The sequence below is a fragment of the Bradyrhizobium genosp. A genome (assembly GCF_049949275.1).
Taxonomy (GTDB): Bacteria; Pseudomonadota; Alphaproteobacteria; order Rhizobiales; family Xanthobacteraceae; genus Bradyrhizobium.
This window is the reverse complement of sequence record NZ_CP188196.1, coordinates 437,545-459,934: the sequence shown is the minus strand read 5'-3', so window position 1 is coordinate 459,934 and position 22,390 is coordinate 437,545. Positions and strand designations below refer to the sequence as shown.

The 22,390-nt window shown below is 63.7% G+C and carries 26 protein-coding genes; 14 read left to right on the top strand and 12 right to left on the bottom strand.

Annotated elements, in window-relative coordinates:
- The first annotated feature begins 12 nt into the window (after positions 1-12).
- Together rplS and leuC are read left to right on the top strand one after the other, a co-directional pair.
- On the top strand, positions 13-393 hold the full coding sequence (rplS, locus tag ACP2YP_RS02120; RefSeq protein ID WP_200471166.1) for a 50S ribosomal protein L19: 381 nt from the start codon (positions 13-15) through the stop codon (positions 391-393).
- A gap of 332 nt (positions 394-725) precedes the next feature.
- Positions 726-2,132 carry a 3-isopropylmalate dehydratase large subunit gene (leuC, locus tag ACP2YP_RS02115; RefSeq protein WP_426422000.1) on the top strand — a complete coding sequence of 469 codons (1,407 nt, stop codon included), beginning with the start codon at positions 726-728 and terminating at the stop codon, positions 2,130-2,132.
- Between the two features lie 61 nt (positions 2,133-2,193).
- Here the strand turns inward: leuC and ACP2YP_RS02110 are convergent, their stop codons facing one another.
- From ACP2YP_RS02110 to ACP2YP_RS02100, 3 genes are all read right to left on the bottom strand, one after another.
- Positions 2,194-2,745: a hypothetical protein gene (locus tag ACP2YP_RS02110; protein ID WP_426421999.1), complete on the bottom strand. Its 552-nt coding sequence runs from the start codon at positions 2,743-2,745 to the stop codon at positions 2,194-2,196.
- Positions 2,746-2,879: 134 nt separating this feature from the next.
- Complete coding sequence (locus ACP2YP_RS02105; RefSeq protein WP_426421998.1) at positions 2,880-3,143, bottom strand: hypothetical protein; 264 nt, start codon at positions 3,141-3,143, stop codon at positions 2,880-2,882.
- 77 nt (positions 3,144-3,220) lie between these two features.
- On the bottom strand, positions 3,221-3,502 hold the full coding sequence (locus ACP2YP_RS02100) for a hypothetical protein (protein ID WP_426426448.1): 282 nt from the start codon (positions 3,500-3,502) through the stop codon (positions 3,221-3,223).
- Between the two features lie 156 nt (positions 3,503-3,658).
- Here ACP2YP_RS02100 and ACP2YP_RS02095 point away from each other — a divergent pair, with 156 nt between their 5' ends.
- The 4 genes from ACP2YP_RS02095 (at position 3,659) to ACP2YP_RS02080 (ending at position 6,302) form a co-directional block, all read left to right on the top strand.
- Positions 3,659-4,057 (top strand): metallopeptidase family protein, encoded by a 399-nt coding sequence (locus ACP2YP_RS02095; protein WP_426421997.1) that lies wholly within the window; start codon positions 3,659-3,661, stop codon positions 4,055-4,057.
- A 79-nt stretch (positions 4,058-4,136) separates the two neighbouring features.
- On the top strand, positions 4,137-4,742 hold the full coding sequence (leuD, locus tag ACP2YP_RS02090) for a 3-isopropylmalate dehydratase small subunit (protein ID WP_426421996.1): 606 nt from the start codon (positions 4,137-4,139) through the stop codon (positions 4,740-4,742).
- A gap of 83 nt (positions 4,743-4,825) precedes the next feature.
- Complete coding sequence (locus tag ACP2YP_RS02085) at positions 4,826-5,611, top strand: hypothetical protein (RefSeq protein WP_426421995.1); 786 nt, start codon at positions 4,826-4,828, stop codon at positions 5,609-5,611.
- Positions 5,612-5,882: 271 nt separating this feature from the next.
- Entirely contained in the window at positions 5,883-6,302 is a 420-nt protein-coding gene (locus ACP2YP_RS02080) for a DUF6455 family protein (protein WP_426421994.1), read from the top strand.
- 29 nt (positions 6,303-6,331) lie between these two features.
- Here the strand turns inward: ACP2YP_RS02080 and ACP2YP_RS02075 are convergent, their stop codons facing one another.
- Complete coding sequence (locus ACP2YP_RS02075; protein WP_426421993.1) at positions 6,332-7,345, bottom strand: helix-turn-helix domain-containing protein; 1,014 nt, start codon at positions 7,343-7,345, stop codon at positions 6,332-6,334.
- Between the two features lie 145 nt (positions 7,346-7,490).
- Between ACP2YP_RS02075 and ACP2YP_RS02070 the strand changes: the two genes are divergently transcribed.
- The 3 genes from ACP2YP_RS02070 to ACP2YP_RS02060 all read left to right on the top strand — a co-directional run bounded on the left by ACP2YP_RS02070 (position 7,491) and on the right by ACP2YP_RS02060 (position 9,587).
- Entirely contained in the window at positions 7,491-7,832 is a 342-nt protein-coding gene (locus ACP2YP_RS02070; protein WP_426421992.1) for a DUF3817 domain-containing protein, read from the top strand.
- The gene (locus ACP2YP_RS02065; protein WP_426421991.1) at positions 7,825-8,232 is read left to right on the top strand and encodes a CopD family protein; all 408 of its coding nucleotides are present in this window, start codon (positions 7,825-7,827) and stop codon (positions 8,230-8,232) included. The genes ACP2YP_RS02070 and ACP2YP_RS02065 overlap by 8 nt, the downstream gene beginning before the upstream one ends.
- Before the next feature lie 542 nt (positions 8,233-8,774).
- The gene (locus ACP2YP_RS02060; protein ID WP_426426446.1) at positions 8,775-9,587 is read left to right on the top strand and encodes a Crp/Fnr family transcriptional regulator; all 813 of its coding nucleotides are present in this window, start codon (positions 8,775-8,777) and stop codon (positions 9,585-9,587) included.
- Positions 9,588-9,663: 76 nt separating this feature from the next.
- On the opposite strand, the gene ACP2YP_RS02055 is transcribed toward ACP2YP_RS02060, so the two are convergent.
- Entirely contained in the window at positions 9,664-10,545 is an 882-nt protein-coding gene (locus ACP2YP_RS02055) for an HpcH/HpaI aldolase/citrate lyase family protein (protein ID WP_426421990.1), read from the bottom strand.
- A 169-nt stretch (positions 10,546-10,714) separates the two neighbouring features.
- Here ACP2YP_RS02055 and ACP2YP_RS02050 point away from each other — a divergent pair, with 169 nt between their 5' ends.
- On the top strand, positions 10,715-11,359 hold the full coding sequence (locus ACP2YP_RS02050) for a carbonic anhydrase (protein ID WP_426421989.1): 645 nt from the start codon (positions 10,715-10,717) through the stop codon (positions 11,357-11,359).
- A gap of 108 nt (positions 11,360-11,467) precedes the next feature.
- Here ACP2YP_RS02050 and ACP2YP_RS02045 read toward each other — a convergent pair whose 3' ends face one another.
- A complete protein-coding gene (locus ACP2YP_RS02045) occupies positions 11,468-12,502 on the bottom strand; it encodes an aspartate-semialdehyde dehydrogenase (RefSeq protein ID WP_426421988.1) in 1,035 nt (344 codons plus the stop codon).
- Between the two features lie 116 nt (positions 12,503-12,618).
- Here ACP2YP_RS02045 and ACP2YP_RS02040 point away from each other — a divergent pair, with 116 nt between their 5' ends.
- The gene (locus ACP2YP_RS02040) at positions 12,619-13,407 is read left to right on the top strand and encodes a hypothetical protein (RefSeq protein ID WP_426421987.1); all 789 of its coding nucleotides are present in this window, start codon (positions 12,619-12,621) and stop codon (positions 13,405-13,407) included.
- A gap of 156 nt (positions 13,408-13,563) precedes the next feature.
- Positions 13,564-13,950, top strand: coding sequence for a hypothetical protein (locus ACP2YP_RS02035; RefSeq protein WP_426421986.1), 387 nt, complete (start codon positions 13,564-13,566; stop codon positions 13,948-13,950).
- Between the two features lie 174 nt (positions 13,951-14,124).
- Here ACP2YP_RS02035 and ACP2YP_RS02030 read toward each other — a convergent pair whose 3' ends face one another.
- Together ACP2YP_RS02030 and leuB are read right to left on the bottom strand one after the other, a co-directional pair.
- Positions 14,125-14,769, bottom strand: coding sequence for a DapH/DapD/GlmU-related protein (locus ACP2YP_RS02030; protein ID WP_426421985.1), 645 nt, complete (start codon positions 14,767-14,769; stop codon positions 14,125-14,127).
- Positions 14,770-14,896: 127 nt separating this feature from the next.
- Positions 14,897-16,009 (bottom strand): 3-isopropylmalate dehydrogenase, encoded by a 1,113-nt coding sequence (leuB, locus tag ACP2YP_RS02025; RefSeq protein WP_426421984.1) that lies wholly within the window; start codon positions 16,007-16,009, stop codon positions 14,897-14,899.
- A 226-nt stretch (positions 16,010-16,235) separates the two neighbouring features.
- Between leuB and ACP2YP_RS02020 the strand changes: the two genes are divergently transcribed.
- Entirely contained in the window at positions 16,236-17,438 is a 1,203-nt protein-coding gene (locus ACP2YP_RS02020; protein ID WP_426421983.1) for a YbfB/YjiJ family MFS transporter, read from the top strand.
- Positions 17,439-17,478: 40 nt separating this feature from the next.
- Here ACP2YP_RS02020 and ACP2YP_RS02015 read toward each other — a convergent pair whose 3' ends face one another.
- The 4 genes from ACP2YP_RS02015 to ACP2YP_RS02000 all read right to left on the bottom strand — a co-directional run bounded on the left by ACP2YP_RS02015 (position 17,479) and on the right by ACP2YP_RS02000 (position 20,727).
- Positions 17,479-18,261, bottom strand: a complete 783-nt coding sequence (locus tag ACP2YP_RS02015; RefSeq protein WP_426421982.1) for a molybdopterin-binding protein — start codon at positions 18,259-18,261, stop codon at positions 17,479-17,481.
- A gap of 14 nt (positions 18,262-18,275) precedes the next feature.
- Entirely contained in the window at positions 18,276-18,902 is a 627-nt protein-coding gene (locus ACP2YP_RS02010) for a cytochrome b/b6 domain-containing protein (RefSeq protein ID WP_426421981.1), read from the bottom strand.
- A 186-nt stretch (positions 18,903-19,088) separates the two neighbouring features.
- A complete protein-coding gene (locus ACP2YP_RS02005; protein ID WP_045004457.1) occupies positions 19,089-19,643 on the bottom strand; it encodes a fasciclin domain-containing protein in 555 nt (184 codons plus the stop codon).
- Between the two features lie 322 nt (positions 19,644-19,965).
- Positions 19,966-20,727: an SDR family oxidoreductase gene (locus ACP2YP_RS02000; protein WP_426421980.1), complete on the bottom strand. Its 762-nt coding sequence runs from the start codon at positions 20,725-20,727 to the stop codon at positions 19,966-19,968.
- A 95-nt stretch (positions 20,728-20,822) separates the two neighbouring features.
- Between ACP2YP_RS02000 and ACP2YP_RS01995 the strand changes: the two genes are divergently transcribed.
- Entirely contained in the window at positions 20,823-22,352 is a 1,530-nt protein-coding gene (locus ACP2YP_RS01995) for a malonate--CoA ligase (protein WP_426421979.1), read from the top strand.
- Positions 22,353-22,390: the final 38 nt, after the last annotated feature.

Sequence of the window (22,390 nt, the reverse complement as noted above, 5' to 3'; positions counted from 1 at the left end):
GGAGATTTACCCATGAACCTGATCCAACAGCTCGAAAAAGAGCAATTCGACAAGCTGTCCGCCGGCAAGGACATTCCGGAATTCGGTCCCGGCGACACCGTGATCGTCAACGTAAAGGTCGTCGAAGGCGACCGCACCCGCGTGCAGGCCTATGAAGGCGTCTGCATCGGCCGTTCCGGCGCTGGCCTCAACGAGAGCTTCACCGTGCGCAAGATTTCGTACGGCGAAGGTGTCGAGCGCGTGTTCCCGGTGATGTCGCCGATGATCGACTCGATCAAGGTGGTGCGCCGCGGCAAGGTCCGTCGCGCCAAGCTCTATTATCTCCGCAACCTTCGCGGCAAGTCGGCCCGCATCGTCGAGAAGACTGAGCACGCCAAGGCCGTCAACGAGTAAGCTCCGCTTACAGACGAGTTTGAGAAAGCGCGGGGCCAACGCCCCGCGCTTTTTTGTTGCGTCAGCCGTGCGCGTCAAAGCCCTCGCGCTTCCAATTCGGCCTGCTATATATTCCTGGAATGTTTCCAGATCTGACCAGCTTGGTAACTCCCCAGCGCATCGTCATCGACGATCGATCGCGGCTGCCTGGCCGGTTCTTCGGACGCTTCGCGACCTCGGCGACGTCAGAGCTTAGTCCCGCAGCTTAAAGGCTGCGCCGAAGACTGCCCTGTTGCTTGCCCCGCGCGCCACCGCGCATATCCGCTGACACAACATTCCCGGAGCTGACGCTCATGTCCAAGCCGACCACATTGTACGACAAGATCTGGAACGACCATCTGGTGCACGAAGCCGAGGACGGCACCTGCCTGCTCTATATCGACCGCCACCTGGTGCACGAAGTCACCTCGCCGCAGGCGTTCGAAGGCCTGCGCGCCACCGGCCGCAAGGTCCACGCGCCCGAGAAGACGCTCGCCGTCGTCGACCACAACGTGCCGACCACCGACCGCACCAAGCCGAATCCTGATCCTGAAAGCATCGAGCAGATCAAGGCGCTGGCCGACAACGCCAAGGAATTCGGCATCGAATATTACAACGAGTTCGACAAGCGCCAGGGCATCGTCCACGTCATCGGCCCCGAGCAGGGCTTCACCCTGCCCGGCACCACGATCGTCTGTGGTGACAGCCACACCTCGACGCATGGCGCGTTCGGCGCGCTCGCACACGGCATCGGCACTTCAGAGGTCGAGCACGTGCTGGCGACGCAGACGCTGATCCAGAAGAAGGCAAAGAACATGCGCGTCACCGTCGACGGCAAATTGCCTGATGGCGTGACGGGCAAGGACATCATCCTCGCCATCATCGGCGAGATCGGCACCGCAGGCGGGACCGGCTACGTGCTCGAATACGCCGGCGATGCGATCCGTGCGCTCAGCATGGAGGGCCGCATGACGGTCTGCAACATGTCGATCGAAGGCGGCGCCCGCGCCGGCCTCGTTGCGCCCGACCAGAAGGCCTACGACTTCCTGCGTGACCGCCCGAAGGCGCCGAAGGGCGCGGACTGGGACGCGGCGATGCGCTACTGGGAGGGCTTGCGCTCCGACGAAGGCGCGCATTTCGATCACGAGCTTCGCCTCGATGCCGCCAAGCTGCCGCCGATCGTGACCTGGGGCACGAGCCCTGAGGACGTGATCTCGGTGACCGGGATCGTGCCCGATCCCGACAAGATCGCGGATGAGGCCAAGCGTCTCTCCAAGCATCGCGCGCTGAAGTACATGGGCCTGACGGCGGGAACGAAGATCACCGACATCAAGCTCGACCGCGTCTTCATCGGCTCCTGCACCAACGGCCGCATCGAAGATCTGCGCGCCGCCGCGAAGATCGCGGAAGGCAAGCAGGTCGCAGGCAGCGTCAATGCTATGGTCGTGCCGGGCTCCGGCATCGTGAAGGAGCAGGCCGAAGCTGAGGGTCTCGACAAGATCTTCATCAAGGCCGGCTTCGAATGGCGCGAGCCGGGCTGCTCGATGTGCCTCGCGATGAACCCGGATAAGCTGGCTCCGGAAGAGCGCTGCGCCTCGACCTCGAACCGCAACTTCGAGGGACGCCAGGGTTTCAAGGGCCGTACCCATCTGGTGTCGCCGGCAATGGCGGCGGCGGCTGCGATCGCCGGTCACTTCGTCGACGTCAGGGAGTGGCGCTGAGCCAAGTTTCTTCGTCTTGGCCGGGATAAGCCCGGCCAAGATGCTTTGCGAGTAACTCACATCACCAATAGCGGTACGGATAGTGCCAACGGTGCCAGCGGCAGATGCGGCGCGGGCCGTAATAGGTCCAGATGATCCGGCAGCGACGGGGATAGTGGTAGTAGGGATAGTAGCCGCCGTAATAATAGTGCCGGTGGAAGTGGGGATAGCCGTAATACGGGCGATAGTAGCCACCGCCCCAATGACGATGATAGCCGCCATAATGGATGCCGCCGTAGCGCAAGCCGCCGCCATGGAAGGCCGGCGCGGCATGGAAGCCGCCGAAATGACCTCCGCCTGCGTGGAAGGCACCGAAATGGCCTCCACCTCCATGGAAGCCGCCGAAATGTCCGCCGCCGCCATGTCCACCGCCGCCATGTCCGCCGCCGCCACCAAAGCGAACCGGCGTGATCATGTCGTCGCTTGCAGTCTTCGCCGCCGGCAACGCGGTCGGATTGATCGGCGTCATCGCTTCAGCGCGACGCGCAGTGCCGACCACCAGCATCAGCGTGGCAACGGCCGCAAGCCCGAGCAAGCGCAGCGTGCTTGTCCCGGGACCCAGGATCCTCAGCATGGAATTTCTCCCTGAATATGGACAGCGTCATTGCGGCGCAGCGCTTCGCGCCATCGCTGTTCAATTGCAGTCGCTCCCGAGATTAAACTAGGGACACCGACGTGAACGCCCCATGAATGTGCGAGGTGCTGGCGTCACCACCACGGCCCGTAGCCGAACACGAAGGGTGCGGGCACGCCATAAGGATAGGGACGGTAATAGACAGGCCGCGCGTAATAGTGCGGATCAGGACGCGGAGAGTATCGCGCGATGTCGTCGTATCGCACGTGTCGCCGCGCATCGAACACCGCGCGACCTGCAGAGGCATCCGGCAGCTTCGTCACCTTCTGCGCAGCGGAAGCATGAGACAGGCCTGCGGCGAGCCCGACAACGATGGCCAATGCGATCCATCTCGACATGACGACCTCCGCCCGAAAATGTGTGCTCGTCGTCAGCGCCGGGCTGGTCGGCGCGCTGCGCGGGCACTGAGCTCTTATCAGCCGCGACGCCAGTAGCAGCTCATATGCGGCACGATCACCGTGCCGCTCGGCCGGAATTCCTGGACATAGGTGGCGTTGCACTCGCGGACCGCATCCGGGCCGGGGTTGTAGCGCGGATAGACGCCGTCGGGGGTGTAATAGGGCGTGACGCGCAGGCGGGTCTGGGGTCGCCTGCGCGGCGGCGGGACGTCGTCGGACGAGACGGCCTGGGCCACGCGGACCTCGGTGCCGGCCGTCTGGGCCTGTGCGCCAACGCAAGACTGCAAAAACAACCCCATGCACAGTAGCGTCAGCGCTGTTTTTGCTCGCATTTTACTGCCCACCTGAACCGTCCCCCATCGAGGCCCCAAGCTCCCCGTTTTGGCGGCGCCCGTCAACCTCACGCGCTTATAAAGCGGGATGCATCGTCGCGGAACCCGCGCTAAGAGAGACGTATGTGGACGGACCTGAAAGCGCCCTCGCTGGCCGAGATGGAAGTGACGGCGCACGACATTTTCGAGCGCCTGCCGGCGGAATTCCGCGGCCTCTGCGAAGGCCTGATCATCCGCGTCGACGACTTCCCGACCGAGGAGGTCCTGGACGAGATGGAATGCGAGAGCGAGTTCGACCTGCTCGGCCTGTTCCAGGGCGTCGGCCTGCCCCAGCAGAGCTTTGGCGACGTGGCGCGGCTGCCCAACATGGTCTGGCTCTACCGGCGGCCGATCCTGGATTACTGGGCCGAGCACGACGAGAGCCTCGGCCATATCGTCCGCCACGTGCTGATCCACGAGATCGGCCACCATTTCGGCCTCTCGGACGACGATATGGCGGCGATTGAGGCTCAGGCAGAGTAGATCTGCCGAAATCGGCCTAGGATTCGCCCCCCGATCGCGATAAATACGCGGTCCCTAACCACCCTCGGGAAGCGCAACCATGGACAAGTTCACTACGCTGGAAGGCGTCGCGGCGCCGCTGAAGATCATCAATGTCGACACCGACATGATTATTCCGAAGCAGTACCTCAAGACCATCAAGCGTACCGGGCTTGGCAAGGGGCTCTTCTCCGAGCAGCGCTACAAGGATGACGGCAGCGAGAACCCGGATTTCATCCTCAACCAGCCCGCCTATCGCAAGACCAAGGTGCTGGTCGCCGGCGACAATTTCGGCTGCGGCTCGAGCCGCGAGCACGCGCCCTGGGCGCTGCTCGATTTCGGCATCCGCTGCGTGATCTCGACCTCGTTCGGCGACATCTTCTACAACAACTGCTTCAAGAACGGCATTCTGCCGATCCGCGTTGCCCAAGAAGACCTCGACAAGCTGTTCGACGACGCCGAGCGCGGCGCCAACGCGACGCTGACGATCGATCTGCCGAACCAGGAGATCCGCGGTCCCGACGGCGGCAAGGTCAAGTTCGAGATCGACCCGTTCCGGAAGCACTGCCTGATCAACGGCCTCGACGACATCGGTCTGACGATGGAGAAGAAGTCCTCGATCGATACCTACGAGGACAAGCTCAAGCGCGAACGCGCCTGGGCCTGATCGCGGATTTTCGTTCGAGCCCCGGCGCGTCATCCGTGCCGGGGCTTTTTCTTTGCCTACGTTATCCCTTATAGCTTTGCCTCATGCTGCCCGAGATCGTCACCTTCTGGCATGGCCCGATGGACGCGCTGCGCCAGACCTGTCTGCGCTCGCAATTGGCTGCAGGCCACAAGGTCACGGTCTACAGCTTTGACACCATTCCTGGTCTTCCGGCCGGCGTCGGCAATGCGGATGCCGAAGCGATCCTGCCGCATGCTTTCTCCGAACGGCTGCGGCCGCCGCAGCCGGACGGCAGCTGGCGCGACTGGACCACGCTGCAGTTCAGCGACTTCTTCCGCATGAAGCTGATGGCCAAGGGCCTCGGCCTCTGGCTCGATGCCGACGTGCTGCTGCTCAAGCCCGCTACGATCGATCCGGCAAAGCCTTACTTCGCCTGGGAGCGCCCGCGCCAGCTCGGCAACTCCGTGATTTATCTTCCGCCCGAACACGGCATCGTTGCTGCGTTCGAAGAGCTGATGGAGCAGGAGGAGCTGACGCCGAACTGGCTGTCGGTGCGCCACCGCATCACCTTCCTGATGCGCCGCCTGCGCGGCGGCTCGAACCGTCTTTCCGATATTCGTATCGCGATCTTCGGACCGGCGGCGCTGACCGCGCTCGCCCGCCGCACCGGCGAATTGAGATGCGCGCTGCCGAAGCAGTCGTTCTACGCCGTGCATGCCGAACCAAAACTGTTCTTCGATCCCTCGAGCTATCTCGGCCTCGTCACCAACCCCGAGATCATCGGCCTGCACATCTCGCCCAAGGGCCGCGGCGGCGAGAAGCCGATCCCTGGCAGTCTGTATGCCTGGGCGACGGAGCGGTTCGCTTAACTTCCGCGCAGGAAGTGCGCTCCCTCTCCCGCTCGCGGGAGAGGGGTGGGGAGAGGATGTCTCCACAACGGGACAATCCCCTAGAGGAGAAAGCCCTCACCCGGCGCGCGGGACGATGCTTCGCATCGCCCGGGACGCGCCGACCTCTCCCGCAAGCGGGAGAGGTGCAGCGGAGGCCGCGGCCCCATCCTCAATTTGATCCAGCGCAACGCGCCTCTGCACCATTGTGCCTAGTCTCGCCTCCATCGCACGCGCCCAATGGAGCTTCGCAATGAGCACCGCAAGCAGGCCTTATCCCGTCGTCCAGGACCTCATCGAGTCCTTCGCGAATTGGCTGAAGCATCGCCGCGAGCTGAGCGAGTTGCGGCAGCTCGATCGCTCCGATTTCGACCGGATCGCAAATGATCTCAGGATCGCGCCCGACGATCTCGAAGACCTCGTCCGTCACGGCCGCCACGCCGCCGACGAGCTGCCAAAGATGCTGGAGCAGCTCGGCATCGACGCGGAGCGGCTCGGACAGGCCCAGCCGCTGTTGTTGCGCGACATGGAGCGGGTGTGTGCGCTCTGCAATCACAAAGCGCAGTGCGACCGCGATCTCGCCAGCGGCACCGCCGCGGAGAACTACCCCGGCTATTGCGCCAACGCCTCGACGCTGGAGGCGCTTGATCGCGCCGACCTCGCGCCGCGCTAGCGAATCGCCTTTGGACATTCGCGATCGGGTTAGGGCCGGGAGACGGCGCTGCGTCCGCTGCGGCCCATGACATTGCCTTTCGATCCCGGCACGCCAGATGATTGCGCATCGTTGAAGCGACGCCGATAGTCACCGGGGCTGATGCCGGCGATCCGGCGAAAGCTCGCACGGAACGTGACGGTTGACTGAAACCCGCAAGCCGCGGCGATCTGCTCCACGTAAGTTGCGCTGCTCTCCAGCAGCTCCTGTGCCCGGCGAATACGCGCGTTCAGCAGCCATTGCATCGGCGTGATCCCCATCTGCCCCCGGAAATGACGCGCAAAACTTCTTTCGCTCATCCCCGCCTGAGCCGCCATCCGCGCCACCGTGAGCGGCTCCGCCAGATGAGCCACAACCCATTCGAGATGCCGCGCGAGAGAACCGTTCGAACGCGGCGGATCGCGTCGGATGAATTGTGCCTGACCGCCTTCGCGGTTGACGGGCACGACGGCCAGCCGTGCGGCGTGAGCTGCCGCTGCCTGGCCGAAATCACGCCTGACGAGGTGCAGACACATGTCGATGCCTGCCGATGCTCCGGCCGATGTCACGATCTCTCCCTCATCCACATAGAGGACGTTCGGATCGACCTTCACTTGCGGATAGCGGCTGGCGAGTTGATCGGCACACAGCCAATGGGTGGTTGCCCGGCGCCCAGCCAGAAGGCCGGCTTCGGCGAGAACGAAAGCGCCGGAACAGATCGAGGCAATTCTCGCTCGACGGTGGTGAGCCATATGCAACGCGCGGAGAATGGCTTTCGATTTTGGAGCCAGAGGATTCTCTATGCCGGGCACGATCACGGTACGGGCGCGGGCAAGGGCCTCGAGTCCGAAAGGCACCACCAGCTCGAATGCCCCAGCGTGGATGCGGGTCACCTCGGCGCACACGCGCACATCGTAGAGCGGCCTGCCTTTGTCGTCCTTGAGCCGGGCGAACACTTCATAAGCGAGCGTCAGGTCGTAGGGGATCACCTGATCCATCGCGACAATGCAAACCCTGTGAACCATGACACCTCGTCCCCGACGATATCCTTCGGAGGTCAGTATCACGTTTTGGCAGGAATCGATCACTAATCGGCAGAAGCGCCACTCACGGGCATCGATCAGTTCCGCTAACCACGAGCGGCGCGCGACAAGGCGCAATGGTCAGGCCATGAACAACGAACGCGACATCAACACCTTGCTGCTGGGCCAACTCAAGCTTGCATCGCTTATTGAAGCCTCGACGCTAGCTCTGCTCGTCTGCGTTGCCGTTCCACTCAAACACCTTTGGGACTGGCCGATCGGCGTGCGAGCGATCGGACCGCTACACGGCCTTGCGTTCGTCTTCTACGGCTGGACGCTACTACAGACCTCCGGTGCCGGACTCTGGCGGCGACGCCAGATCGCCCTGTTTGCGGCCTCGGCCTTCGTGCCGTTCGCCGGCTTTCTCGCCTCCCGGCACATTCAGCGACGCATCAAAGCCCTGCGCCGGGAAACTCCAACAGATGGCTGACTATTACACCTGGCTGAAAGCCGCCCACGTCGCAGCTGCGCTGCTGTTCGTCAGCGGCGTTATCGCAACCTCGTTGACGCTTGCTCTGCTGTCGACGATGCCCCAGGGGAGCCAGCAATTCATCGCGGGCATCCTTCGTTACGACCAATGGGTGACAGTTCCGGCCATCATCACGGTTTGGGCGATCGGAACAGGGCTTGCCGTATCCGGGGCGTGGTTCGGCCAGGGCTGGCTCAACGCAAAGCTCGGCTTCGTTGTGCTGCTGTCAGGCCTGCACGGCATCCAGAGCGGCCGTCTTCGGAGGATCGCGGCGGGCGCCTCACCCGCGACGTCGAGGTCCCTGCCGCTCGTTCTTGTCGCCGCGATTGCTATCGCGGTTCTTGCTGTTGCAAAGCCATGAGGGTCTCACCCCTTGGTCATCGCCGCAATCGCGTCCGCGATCTCGCTGATGACACCGCCGCGGAGAACTAGCCCGGCTATTGCGCCAACGCCTCGACGCTGGAGGCGCTTGATCGCGCCGACCTCGCGCCGCGCTAACGCGCGCGGAAAATTCCACTCGCCGCGCACTCGTCAATCGCTGCCTTGGATGGGCATGGATGTCCGCTCTACCGCTGATAGCGGCGGTTGGCAGATCTCCCTCAGAGGTGTGCGTTGACACCAAGGGCAGACTCACGCGCTGCCGCAACCGTCATTGGTCGATCACCTCGTGGACATCTCGCCGAGCGGCAAAGATCCTGAAAAGATCCTGAATAGTATGATGTATGCAAGTTCCTGTTTGCGCAGCGAGGATGCCGGTCAGGTCTCCGCAAATGTCCGTGCTTGATCTCGACTTATGGCTCTGTTTGGATGATTGCCGTTCGGCAATTCGAATTTCGGATCATCATGGTAAATGAAACAGATGGATTCCGTCGTTCATCGGGTGCCCGTTCACAAGCAGGCATCGTGACCGCCCGCCGCGCTGGCATCGGGAATCGGCTACTGGCGGCGTTGCCGCCGGCGGATCTCGGCTTGCTCACGCCCTACTTCCAGAAAGTCTCGTTCGAGCCCGATGCCGTCCTGGTGCGATCGGGCGATGAGCTCGACCCGGTTTATTTTCCCCATAGCGGCGCGATCGCCTTCATGCTCGATATGCCGGACGGGCAAACGGTCGCAACCACCTTGATGGGACGGGAAGGCGCTTTGGCCTCATTCTCCGTGCTCGGCCCGTCGCTTTCGTCCGTGACCGCGATTGGTCGCATGGCCGGCACGGCATCGCTGATTTCCGCCGCCAGATTTCGGGCTGCCTTTGCGCAAAGCGGAGCCATCAGGAACGTCGTGCAGGTCCACGCCCGCGCCGTGTTGTTGCAGCTCCAGCATGTAGCCGCTTGCAACGCGCTGCACCGGGTGGATGGCCGCATGGCGCGGTGGCTCCTGCAGCTTCACGACCGCGTTCCCGATAATCTGCTTCCCGTGACGCACGAGACGCTTGCGCAATTGCTCGGGGTGCGACGGACGACAGTGACCCTGACGATGAGCAAGCTACGCGAGGCCGGCGCCATCCCGTCCGACCGGCGCGGGATTGTAGAGATCGATCGGGCGCGGCTCGAGAAGGTCGCATGCGATTGCTATGCGCTCATGCAGTGCAAGATCGATCGGATGTATTGTGAAGAATTGGCGGCGCCGCAGCCTGCCCATGCGACGTTCCGGGAAAGCGCCATCGTCGCCTCCCATGGAGTGGGTGGCGAATCCAGAGCCGTTTCGCGGGCGGGAAAATAACGAGCAAAGCCTGGAATCGCGGTGACGATTGCCGCTCGGCGCGGAAAAGCGGATATCGCTTTTCCGCGTTGATGCCTCAGCCCTTCCCCATCGCCGCAATCGCATCCGCGATCTCGATCGTGCGTCGCGCCATGTCGGCGTGCAGGCGCTCCACCATCGCGCCGTCGAGGCGGATCGCGCCGCGCGAGACGTTTTCCGGCAGCTCGAACGCCGCGATGATTTTTCGCGCGCGCGCGACTTCCTCTTCGGGCGGCGTGAAGATCGCGTTACAGGCTTCGATCTGCGAGGGATGGATCAGCGTCTTGCCGTCGAAGCCGAGGTCGCGCGCTTGCGCGCATTCGGTGGCAAAGCCATCAGCGTTGGCGATGTCGCTGTAGGGGCCGTCGAGGATTTCGAGGCCATGGGCGCGCGTCGCCAGGATGCAATGGGTGATCATCGGGATCATGGCGGCGCGGCCGGGCATCATCTTGATCCGCGTCTCGCGCGAGACGTCGTTGGGGCCGAACACGAAGCCTGACAGGTGGCTCGATGGATCGCGACCGGCCGCGGCCAGCTCCTCGGCGTGCAGCACTGCGCGCGCGGTCTCGATCATGGCCCAGACCTTCACGGTCGGCGCGGCGCCGAGCTCGGCGAGGTGGCGGCCGATGGTCTGAAGATCCTCGATGCTTGAAACTTTCGGAACCAGGATGCCATCAGGCGATGCCTTGGCCGCCATCGCGACGTCATCGGCCCACCATTGCGTATCGAGACCGTTGGTCCGGATCAGGATCTCGCGTTTGCCGAACCCTTTTGCGGCGATCGCGGCGGAGATGCCGTCACGCGCCGCGGCCTTGGCGTCGGGGGCGACGGAATCCTCGAGATCGAGGATCAGGCCGTCAGCGGCGAGATTGCGCGCCTTTTCCAGGGCGCGGGGATTGGAGCCGGGCATGAACAGATGGCTGCGGCGCGGGCGGGTCATGCTGGCATTCCTTCCGGTTTCCTCGGGCGGACTCTAGAGCATGATCCGGAAAAGTGTGCAGCGGTTTTCCGATCAGATCATGCTCAAACGACAAGCCTCAGCCGATAGCATCTGGCCTGCCTATTCGAAAGGCTTGTTCGCCTTTGCGGTATATGATTAGGCATAGGCCATGATCACATTCCCGAAGCATTTGCTGAAAGGCTACAACGCCTTCGCCACTCAGCGGTTGCCGGCCGAGCAGAACCGCTATCGCGAGCTGTCGGTGAAGGGGCAGTTCCCGGAAGTGATGGTGATCGGCTGCTGCGATAGCCGTGTCGCGCCGGAGACCATTTTCGACGTCGGCCCGGGCGAATTATTCGTGGTCCGCAACATTGCCAATCTGGTGCCGGTGTATCAGCCCGACGGCAACGCGCACGGCGTCTCGGCCGCGCTCGAATATGCCGTGACGGTGCTGAAGGTGAAGCACATCGTCGTCCTCGGCCACGCGCAATGCGGCGGCATCCGCGCCTTCGTCGACAAGATCGAGCCGCTCACGCCGGGCGACTTCATCGGCAAATGGATGCAGATGTTCATCAAGCCGGGCGAAGTGGTCGAGCAGCGCGGCCACGAATCAATGGCGCAATTCGTCGAGCGCATCGAGAAGGCCGCGGTGTTCCGCAGCCTCGAAAACCTGATGACGTTCCCGTTCGTGCGCAAGGCGGTCGAGAACGGCCAGATGCAGCTGCACGGCGCCTATTTCGGCGTCGCGGAGGGAACGCTGTTCGTGCTGGACCAGGGCAGCAAGGAATTCAAGAGCGCGCGGAGCGTGGTGTAAGCCTGCGCTCTTGTAGGGTGGGCAAAGCGAAGCGTGCCCACCACTTCTAAAGCAATCGCAGCAAGATGGTGGGCACGCTTCGCTTTGCCCACCCTACGGCAGCTCGTCTTACGCCGCCTTCTTCTTCGCGGCTATCAGCCTGCGGTTGATCAGGACTTCTGCGATCTGGATCGCGTTGAGGGCTGCGCCCTTGCGCAGATTGTCCGACACGCACCACAGCACGAGACCGTTCTCCACCGTCGCGTCCTCGCGGATGCGGCTGATATAGGTGGCGTCCTCGCCGGCCGCTTCATACGGCGTGGCGTAGCCGCCGGGCTCGTGCTTGTCGATGACGAGGCAGCCGGGCGCCTTGCGCAGGATATCGCGCGCTTCGTCCGCGCTGATCGGATTCTCGAACTCGATGTTGACGGCCTCGGAATGGCCGACGAACACCGGCACCCGCACGCAGGTCGCGGAGAGCTTGATCTTGGGATCAAGAATCTTCTTGGTCTCCGCCATCATCTTCCACTCTTCCTTGGTGTAGCCGTCCTCCATGAAGACGTCGATCTGGGGGATGACGTTGAAGGCGATGCGCGTGGGGAATTTCTTGTTGACCAGCTCGCTGTTGGTATAGACGGCCTTGGTCTGCGAGAACAATTCGTCCATCGCGTCCTTGCCGGCGCCCGACACCGATTGATAGGTCGACACCACGACGCGCTTGATCGTCGCCTTGTCGTGCAAGGGCTTCAGCGCGACCACGAGCTGCGCGGTCGAGCAGTTCGGATTGGCGATGATGTTCTTCTTCTTGAAACCGGCGGTCGCATCCGCATTCACTTCCGGCACGATCAACGGCACGTCCGGATCCATGCGCCAGGCCGAGGAATTGTCGATCACGACCGCACCGGCGGCGCCGATCTTCTGTGACCATTCCTTCGACACCTCGCCGCCCGCCGACATCAGGCAGATGTCGACATCGGAGAAATCATAATGCTCGAGCGCCTTGCACTTCAGTGTGCGGTCGCCATAGGAGACCTCGACGCCGACGCTGCGGCGTGACGCCAGGGCCACGACCTCGTCCGCGGGGAATTTGCGCTCATCGAGGATGTTGAGCATTTCCCGTCCGACATTGCCGGTCGCGCCGACGACTGCGACTTTGTAACCCATCGTTCACTCTCCGATGAAAAAGCCCGTTCCTGAAGCTGACGCTTAAACAGGAAGAGCAGCGCTTCTATGCGAGAACCGGCCTCAAGACAACGTTGGACCATGCCCGAAGGCCGTGGATGCAGTCGCCTGAGGCCGGCACGGCCGCAACCCCCACCCAGATCCACTTGGCGCTCGCCAATTTCGCCGACGAGGTCGTCGGCACGCTGGCGCGCCTGTTCGCCTATGTGGGGACGCTTGCGCTGTTTGCCATCCTCGCGCTTGCGGGGCTCGGCCAGCTGCCTGATCTGCGCGACGATGAGCCCGCTTCGAGGCCGGGCTGGGCTATCGCGGAACGGTCGCACCCGGCCTTCGCCCTCAGCCGGCTCGATTCATCAGAGAAAACAGCCTCTTACGCCATTTTCAGACATCCCGAAGGCGGCCGGCGCGACGTGATGGGCTGGACCGGCGACGCCGACAAGCCCGTGGCCGAGCTCGAGATCTACCGGGAAGGCAACGAATTCGACGTGGCGCGGCCGGCGACTGCCGGCCTCGCCGCCCAGATGGGACTAGGCGCGGCCACCGCGCTCGAACAGGCCGGCCTGATCGACACCAAATTCGGTCCCGTCGCCCTGTTCCGGCCAACCGGCATGGTGGACGGGACACCGTCCTGCCTGGGCTACCTCAAGCGCAACGAGGAGCCCGCGCTGCAGATCTCCGGCTTCTCCTGCCAGGGCGACACAATGCCGGCCCGGCGCGCAGCGATCGCCTGCACGCTGAACCGGCTGACGCAGCTCGCCTCCGGCAATGAGCCGAAGCTGGCGGAATTCTTCGCCCATGCCGAGCTGAAGCGCCGCGCCTGCGATCCTCAGGGCTCGGCGGACTGGCTGCTGGGCGCCGCGAACGCGCAATTGCGCGGCGCGCTTTGACCGGCATCAAGCTCAAGTAGCTGGTATCCATGCAACTTTTGCCGGCACGCACGATTATTCCGGCGCGGTGTGACTGAATTGACCTAGTTGCGGCCACCCCGGCCGGGCTAGTATGGGGTGAAATCGACTGGCGGCTTGCCGCCTGAAGGGGACGTGATGAGCTCGAATTTTTTTGCCGCGAACAAACTGGCGACATGGCTTGCGGCGGGTACCGTGGTTGCCGTGGTCTTCGCTGCGCCCGCTTCGGCCGACACCAGGACCAAGCAGCGCCATGACGATCGCGGCCGGCCCGTCTACGGCCCGAGCGGCCCCAATGCGGTCTACCAGCAGGGCCGCACCCGTATTTACGTGAGCAAGCGCTCCTGGCTCGACGGCGGCACCGAGGTCAATCCGGGCGACCGCAAGTTTTCCGACTACGCCTTCCCGCCGGCCGTGGGCTATCCGTCCTTCGCGCGCGAGAACAACAATCGCCCGATCGATCGCCAGCCGCTGCCCACGCCGGCCGATCTCGGCGGCTATCCGCAGAATTTCCCGCTGTACTGAGCGGACGCATCGACCGAATCAAAAGGCCGGGCTCACGCCCGGCCATTTTTGTTTGTGCGAGATGCCGTAGGGTGGGCAAAGGCGCCCTTGCGCCGTGCCCACCATCTCTCTCCAATCGCGATGGAAATGGTGGGCACGCTTGCGCTTTGCCCACCCTACGATTCTGGGCGTGCGTCAGCGGCCGGGCGCAAAAGCCGGGTCGTAACGCCTGCAAAATTCGTCGATTGCCTCGGAGCGGAAATCGGCGAGGCGTTCGAAGATGAGCTCATCCGGCCAATCCCACCAGGCGATGCGGCGCAGGCTTTCAGCGACGGACTCATCAAATCGCTTGCGGATGGGACGCGCGGGTACGCCACCGACGATGGTGTAGGGCGCGACATCGCGGCTGACGACCGCGCCCGCGGCGATCACCGCACCGTCGCCGACGCTCACGCCCGGCAGCAGGATCGCGGCGTGGCCGATCCAGACATCGTTGCCGACGATGACGCGGTCGCCGCGGCGGTCCGCGAAGAAGTCGCGATCGCGTGTCGTCGTCGCCTCGTAATATTCCGGGACATAGGTGAAGCGATGCTGCGACGGGCGACCCATCGGATGGTTCGGCGCGCCGATCCGCACCGAATTGGCGATCGCGGTGAACTTGCCGATCACGGCATCGGCGACGTCGCAATTCTCGCCGAGATAGGAGTAGTCGCCGAGCACGGCATATTCGATGCGCGTATGGCTGAGGATCTCGCAGCGCCGCCCGATCTGCGCCTCGCGCTGGCGCACCGTGTCATGGATGATGGTTTCCGCGATCTTGGGGCGGGGCAAGGCGTCCATGAACAGGCTCCTGAGATTTCGTAGGGTGGGCAAAGGCGCGAAGCGCCGTGCCCACCATATCTCTCCAATCGCGATTAAGGTGGTGGGCACGATTCGCTTTGCCCACCCTACAGTCGCGGCGCAAGCCTTACGCGTGCAGCTTCTGCAGTTCCTTCAGGATCGCTTCGCCCATCTGCGTGGTCGAGGCGGCCGTGGTGCCTTCCGACTTGATGTCGGCGGTGCGCAGGCCGCTGGCGAGCACGGCGGCGATCGCGGCGTCGACCTTGTCGGCGAGCGCGCCCATGTCGAAGGAATAGCGCAGCGCCATGCCGAAGGACGAGATCATCGCGATCGGATTGGCGAGGCTCTTGCCTGCGATATCAGGCGCCGAACCGTGCACGGGCTCGTACAGCGCCTTGCGCTTCTTGCTCTTGACGTCGACCTCGCCGAGCGAGGCCGAGGGCAGCATGCCGAGCGAACCGGTGAGCATCGCCGCGATGTCGGAGAGCATGTCGCCGAACAGATTGTCGGTGACGATGACGTCGAACTGCTTCGGCCATTTCACCAGCATCATGCCGCCGGAATCGGCGAGCTGGTGCTCGAGCGTGACATCGGGATATTCGCGCTTGTGGATCTGGGTCATGACCTCGTTCCAGAGCACGCCCGACTTCATGACGTTGCGCTTCTCCATCGAGGTCACCTTGTTCTTGCGCTTCCTGGCAAGCTCGAAGGCGACGCGGCCGATGCGCTCGATCTCATAGGTGTCGTAGACTTGGGTATCGATGGCGCGCTTCTGGCCGTTGCCGAGATCGGTGATGGTCTTGGGCTCGCCGAAATAGACGCCGCCGGTGAGCTCGCGCACGATGACGATGTCGAGACCCTCGACCGCTTCGCGCTTCAGGCTGGAGGCATCGGCCAGCGCCGGATAGCAGACGGCCGGGCGGAGGTTGGCGAACAAAGCGAGATCCCTGCGCAGGCGCAGCAGACCGGCTTCGGGGCGCACCTCATAGGGCACCGCATCCCACTTCGGGCCGCCGACCGCACCGAAGATGATGGCGTCGGCTTCCATCGCCTTGGCCATGTCGCCCTCGGAGATCGACACCTTGTGGGCGTCATAGGCCGAGCCGCCGACGAGGCCGGTATCGGTCTCGAATTTGGCGATCCCGGCCGAATTGAGCCAATCGATCAGCCGCTTCACCTCGCCCATCACCTCGGGGCCGATACCGTCGCCGGGGAGCAGCAGCAATTTGTGGGTCGCCATAACGTTCTTCCTCCGTTTCGTCATGGCCGGGCTTGACCCGGCCATCCACGTCTCGCCTTGAGGCGAAAAGGGCGTGGATGCCCGGCGCAAGGCCGGGCATGACGGCATCTCGTGAATTTCGGCCGGAGTGCTAGAGCGGCATTGCGCGCTTGGCAAGACACCATTGCCGCCGCGCGGCTGTGCAAGGCGGGCGGGGCCTGCCACACTGCGCAGGCCGGAGTACCCTTTGCTCGCACCAGACCGTCCCCCGCTAGATGCACATCCCGCACGGCTGATCCTGACCCTGTCGCTGGCCGCGACGGTCGGGCTCGGCATCGGGCGCTTCGCTTATGCGCTGGTGCTGCCGGACATGCGGGAGGATCTCGGCTGGTCCTACTCGGCGGCCGGTTTCATGAACACCATCAACGCCGTCGGCTATCTCGTCGGCGCGCTGGTGGCGTCCCGGCTGATCCAGCGCGTCGGCTGGTCGGCGGCGATCCGCGGCGGAACCGTGGCCTGCGTCGCTGCGCTCGCCACCTGCGCGCTGACAGGCAATTTCGTTGCGCTGAGCCTGGCGCGCCTCGTGCTGGGCCTGGGGGCCGCGGCCGGCTTCGTCGCCGGCGGCGCGCTGGCCGCAACGATCGCGCAGTTGCGCCCGGAGCGGGCCAATTTCCTGCTCAGCCTGTTCTACGCCGGCCCGGGTGTCGGCATTCTCTCCTCCGGGCTGATCGCCCCGTTCACGCTGCAGCACTTCGGGCCCGGCTCGTGGTGGATCGTGTGGTGGGCGATGACACTGCTGTCGGCCGCGATGACTGTGCCGTTATTTTTGGTGCGCATCGAGAGCGGCGCGCGCTTCACGGAAGGCAGCCACGCCGCTTTCGCGATTCGTCCCGTGCTGATCTATCTCGCCGCCTACTTCCTGTTCGGCGCCGGCTACATCGCCTACATGACCTTCATGATCGCCTATGTCCGCGACGGCGGTGGCGGGGCTGCGGCGCAAGCGGGATTCTGGGGCTTGATCGGCATGAGTGCGTTCGTGACGCCCTGGGTCTGGCGTCGCGTGCTCGCGCTCGACCGCGGCGGGCTCGCCACCGCGATCATCCTCGGCACCAACGCGATCGGCGCCGGCCTGCCGATGCTCGGACATTCGACCGCGTGGCTTGCGACCTCGGCGGTGGTGTTCGGCGTCGCCTTCTTCGCCGTCGTCGGCTCGACCACCGCTTTCGTCCGCTTCAACTATCCACCCGAGGTATGGCCCCGCGCAATCGCGGCAATGACGATCTCGTTCGGCGTCGGCCAGACGCTCGGCCCCATCGTCGTCGGCGCGATCACGGATGCGCTGGGGAGCTTGAGCTACGCGCTGAATGTCTCGGCGGCGCTGTTGGCGCTGGGGGCTTTCGCGGCGCTGTGCCAGCGGAAGGTGGGGCCGGCCAGATCATCGGTGCCGTAGGGTGGGTTAGCGAAGCGTAACCCACCCTACAAGTTCGGAGCTAACTTCCGCTGAACGAATTATACCCCTGGTCTTCCCAATAGCCGCCCTTGTAGTCGTTGGTGACTTCCATCGAGACCACGTATTTCGGGTTCTTGAAGCCGAGTTTTGTCGGCACGCGGATCTTCATGGGGAAGCCGTAGGCGCGCGGCAAAATCTCGTTGGCGTACTTGAACGTCATCTGGGTCTGCGGATGCAGCGCGGTGCGCATGTCCAAAGGCGAGTTGTAGCCATCCTTGTCGGCGCACTGGAACCAGACGTACTTCGCACGCGTATCGGCGCCGATCAGTTTCAGGAAATCGCGCAAGGGCGTGCCGGTCCAGCTGCCGATCGCGCTCCAGCCTTCGACGCAGATGTGGCGGGTGATCTGGGTGAACTGCGGCAACTTGTAGAGCTCCGGCAGCGTCCAGGACTTCTTGTTGTCGACGAGGCCGCGCACTTCGAGCTTCCAGTCGTCGGCCGCAACCTCGGGCGCGTCGTCGAGATCGTAATAGGCGTTGAACGGGAACGGCTTTGTAATCGCGCTCTCGGGAAACGTCGGCGCCAGCGCGTCGGGATTGAAGATGAAATCCTGCACGGCGTCATTGAATTTCGAGACTTTTGCCAGCAACGCATCGGCCGACGAGGAATCAACCACGTCGCATCCGGTGAGCAAGGTCAGCGCGCCGAGGCTGGCGCCGCCTGCGATGAAGCGGCGGCGGGTGACATCAGGCATCGTCTTCAGCGAGTCCTTGATCAGCAGCCGCTTGTCGACGCCGGGAATGAGGAATGAGCGCTTGGCCATGGTTCTTCTCCCTCTCAACGGCCAATGATCATGGCGCGCAGGCTCTTCGGCACCAGCAGCGCGAGCGCAACGTGGACGACGAGGAAGGCGCAGATCGCGGCCATGCAGAAGAAATGCACGTAGCGTGCGGTCGGATAGTCGCCGAACAGAGTCACCAGCCAATGCAGTTGCACCGGTTTCCACATCGACAGGCCCGACAGCACGATCAGCACGCCGACCACGATGATGCCGGCATAGAGCGTGCGCTGCACGTAATTGTAGACGCTGAGATCGTCGTGGCCGAGCTTGAAAGTGAGCGCTGCCCTGACGTCGTGGATCACGCCCGCCGGCGTGATCGGCAGCAGCTTCTTTCGGAAGCGACCGGTGGCAAGGCCGGTGATAAGGTAGGCGAGCCCGTTAACCATCAGCAGCCACATCGCGGCAAAGTGCCAGAGTAGCGCGCCGCCGAGCCAGCCGCCGAGCGTGATGTTATGCGAGAACCGGAAGTCGAACAGCGGCGAGGCGTTATAGATCTGCCAGCCCGACATGATCATCAGGATCATGGCGACGGCGTTGGTCCAGTGCATGACGCGGACCCAGGCCGGCTGGATCACTTTGGCCGGGGTGGCGATCTGATCGTCGGTTACGGTGAGGCTCGACATCGTGGTTCCGTCCTGGGGATCGTGTGTCGATAATTATACGCCGATGCTTCCGCTTTCGTTACGCCCTGTCCGCCATCGAATCGATGCCTGCAGGCTATCATAGTCACAATAAAGCGAGCCGGGGTACCCCCGGCTCGCCTTGCCGTTCATCCCTGCTCAGGGGGACTAAAACAGGGGTGCGCGGTATTACGTCGCCGGCATCAGCACGGTGTCGACCACATGGATCACGCCGTTGGACTGGTTGACGTTGGAGATCGTCACCATCGAGGTGCCGCCCTTGGCGTCGACGATCCAGACCTTGCCGTCCTGCTTCTTCACCGTGAGCTCCTCGCCCTCGACCGTCTTGAGCTTCTTGCCGTCGGTGAGATCGGAGGCTTCGAGCTTGCCGGCCACGACATGGTAGGTGAGGATCTTGGTCAGGGTGGCCTTGTTCTCGGGCTTGACCAGGGTGTCGACGGTGCCGGCCGGCAGCTTGCCGAAGGCGGCGTTGGTCGGCGCGAACACCGTGAACGGGCCCTTGCCTTCCAGCGTCGGCACCAGGCCGGCCGCCTTCACCGCCGCCACCAGCGTGGTGTGGTCCTTCGAATTGACCGCGTTCTGAACGATGTTCTTCGACGGGAACATCGCGGCGCCGCCGACCATGACGGTCTTTTCCTCGGCACGGGCCGGCGCGACGACGGTCGCGGTGATGGCCAGGGCACTGAAGGCTGCGGCGGTGAGATAGGCAATGCGCTTCGACATGGAGAAACTCCCGATTGAATGCTGACCGGCAATTCGCCGGCGTTTGCGTTGGCAACAACGGCGGCTGCGACAGTTTGACGTGAGGCAGCAGCGCGTCGTTGGTCCGAACTACGGGACGGTTTGCGAAGCGGTTTCGAACAATAATTTATCGTGATGCGTGAAACTAAGCGCGGGGGAGTTCGTGGGGTGGCGAGCGCTGCCAAGCGACGGTGCTGTAGGGTGGGCAAAGCGCAGCGTGCCCACCGCGCACGACCGCAAATGCGGAGAGATGGTGGGCACGGCGCTTCGCGCCTTTGCCCACCCTACGGCGGTATGCTTCGCCTCAATCCCTATTGTGCGGCGTCTGGATAAACCCGCGATGGTGCGTCGGGCTGATCAGGAGCTCGTTGATGCAGACGCGCGGCGGCATGCTGGCGATGAACGCAATCGTGCGCCCCAGATCTTCGGATTGCAGCATCTTCGCCTGCTCTTCCTCGCTCGGCACCACCGGGCGCAGTTTCAGGATCGGCGTCGCCACCTCGCCCGGCATCAGGCAGCAGGCGCGCAGGCCATTGACGCATTCGTCCATGTTGAAGGAATGGGTCAACGCCAGCACCGCATGTTTGGTGGTGGTGTAGGCCGGGCCGGGCATCTTCGAGACGTGACGGCCGGCCCAGGACGAGACATTGATGATCGAGCCGTCCTGTTGCTTGCGCATCGTCGGCAGCACCGCGCGCATGCAATAGAGCACGCCGTTGAGATTGACCTGGACGAGCCTGTCCCAGCCGTCCAGGTCCATGTCCTTCCAGCTCCGCTTGGGGACATTGATGCCCGCATTGTTCACGAGCAGGTCGATACGGCCGTGCTTCGCGACGATGTGATCGGCGGCCTTCTGAGCCTCAGTGGCGTTTGACACGTCCAGCGCGAGGGCCTCGGCGGCCCCGCCGGCCTTGGTGATCTTCCCGACCACGATCTCCAGGGCGTCCTTGCGGCGGCCGGAGACTACGACGATCCAGCCGTCGGCCGCGAGCGCCTCGGCGCCGGCCTCCCCGATGCCGCTGCCGCCGCCCGTGACCCAGGCCACGCGTTTCCCGTTTTTTGCCATGCCAACTGTCTCCGTTGCTTCATTGGGGCGGTTTTTGCTAATCCAGCCCTCGGTTTTGACCGGCCTTGTCAGTCTTGCGGTCGAGGAAATCTTGCATGAACCACGCAGCCAACGCCAATCTGTTTTCCCGCCTGTTCGACGGCCTCGACGATCCCCAGCGCCTTGCGATCGAGACCCAGGACGGCGCCCATATCAGCTATGGCGATCTGATCGCGCGGGCCGGACAGATGGCGAATGTGCTGGTCGCGCGCGGCGTGAAGCCGGGCGATCGCGTCGCGGTGCAGGTGGAAAAATCCGTGGCCAATATCGTGCTGTATCTCGGCACGGTGCAGGCTGGCGCGGTCTATCTGCCGCTCAACACCGCCTATACGCTGAACGAGCTCGATTACTTCATCGGCGACGCCGAGCCGTCGCTGGTGGTCTGCGATCCCGCCAAGGCCGAAGGCCTCGCCCCGATCGCGGCCAAGGTGAAGGCCAAGGTCGAGACGCTCGGGCCCGATGGCAAGGGCTCGCTGACGGACGCCGCAGAGAAAGCCAACAGCGAATTCGCGACGGTCTCGCGCGAAAACGACGATCTCGCCGCGATCCTCTACACGTCAGGCACCACCGGCCGCTCCAAAGGCGCGATGCTCACCCACGACAATCTCGCGTCGAACTCGCTCTCGCTCGTCGGCTACTGGCGCTTCACCGACAAGGACGTGCTGATCCACGCGCTGCCGATCTACCACACCCACGGCTTGTTCGTGGCGACCAACGTGACGCTGTTCTCGCGGGCGTCGATGATCTTGCTGCCGAAGCTCGATCCGGATCTAATCATCAAGCTGATGTCGCGCGCGACCGTGCTGATGGGCGTGCCGACGTTCTACACGCGGCTTCTGCAAAATCCCGCGCTGTCGCGCGAGACGACGAAGCATATGCGGCTGTTCATTTCGGGCTCGGCGCCGCTGCTCGCCGAAACCCATCGCGAATGGTCGGCGCGCACGGGACACGCCGTGCTCGAGCGCTACGGCATGACCGAAACCAACATGAATACGTCGAACCCCTATGACGGCGAGCGCGTGCCTGGCGCGGTCGGCCTCCCTCTCCCCGGCGTCTCCGTCCGCGTGACCGAGCCAGAGACCGGCAAAGAGCTGCCGCGCGAAGAAATCGGCATGATCGAGGTCAAGGGCCCGAACGTCTTCAAGGGCTACTGGCGCATGCCGGAGAAGACCAAGTCCGAATTCCGGCCCGACGGCTTCTTCATCACCGGCGACCTCGGCAAGATCGACGACAAGGGCTACGTCCACATTCTCGGCCGCGGCAAGGATCTGGTGATCTCCGGCGGCTTCAACGTCTATCCGAAGGAAATCGAGAGCGAGATCGACGCCATGCCCGGCGTGATCGAATCCGCCGTGATCGGCGTGCCGCACGCCGATTTCGGCGAGGGCGTCACCGCCGTGCTGGTTTGCAACAAGGGCACCGATATCAGCGAAGGCGCGGTGCTGAAGGCGCTCGACGGACGGCTTGCCAAATTCAAGATGCCCAAGCGCGTCTTCGTCGTCGACGAGCTGCCGCGCAACACCATGGGCAAGGTGCAGAAGAATGTGCTGCGGGATACATACAAGGATATTTACGCGAAGAAATAGGGGCGCTGTTGCACACAGCTCTCTCGCCTCGTCATTGC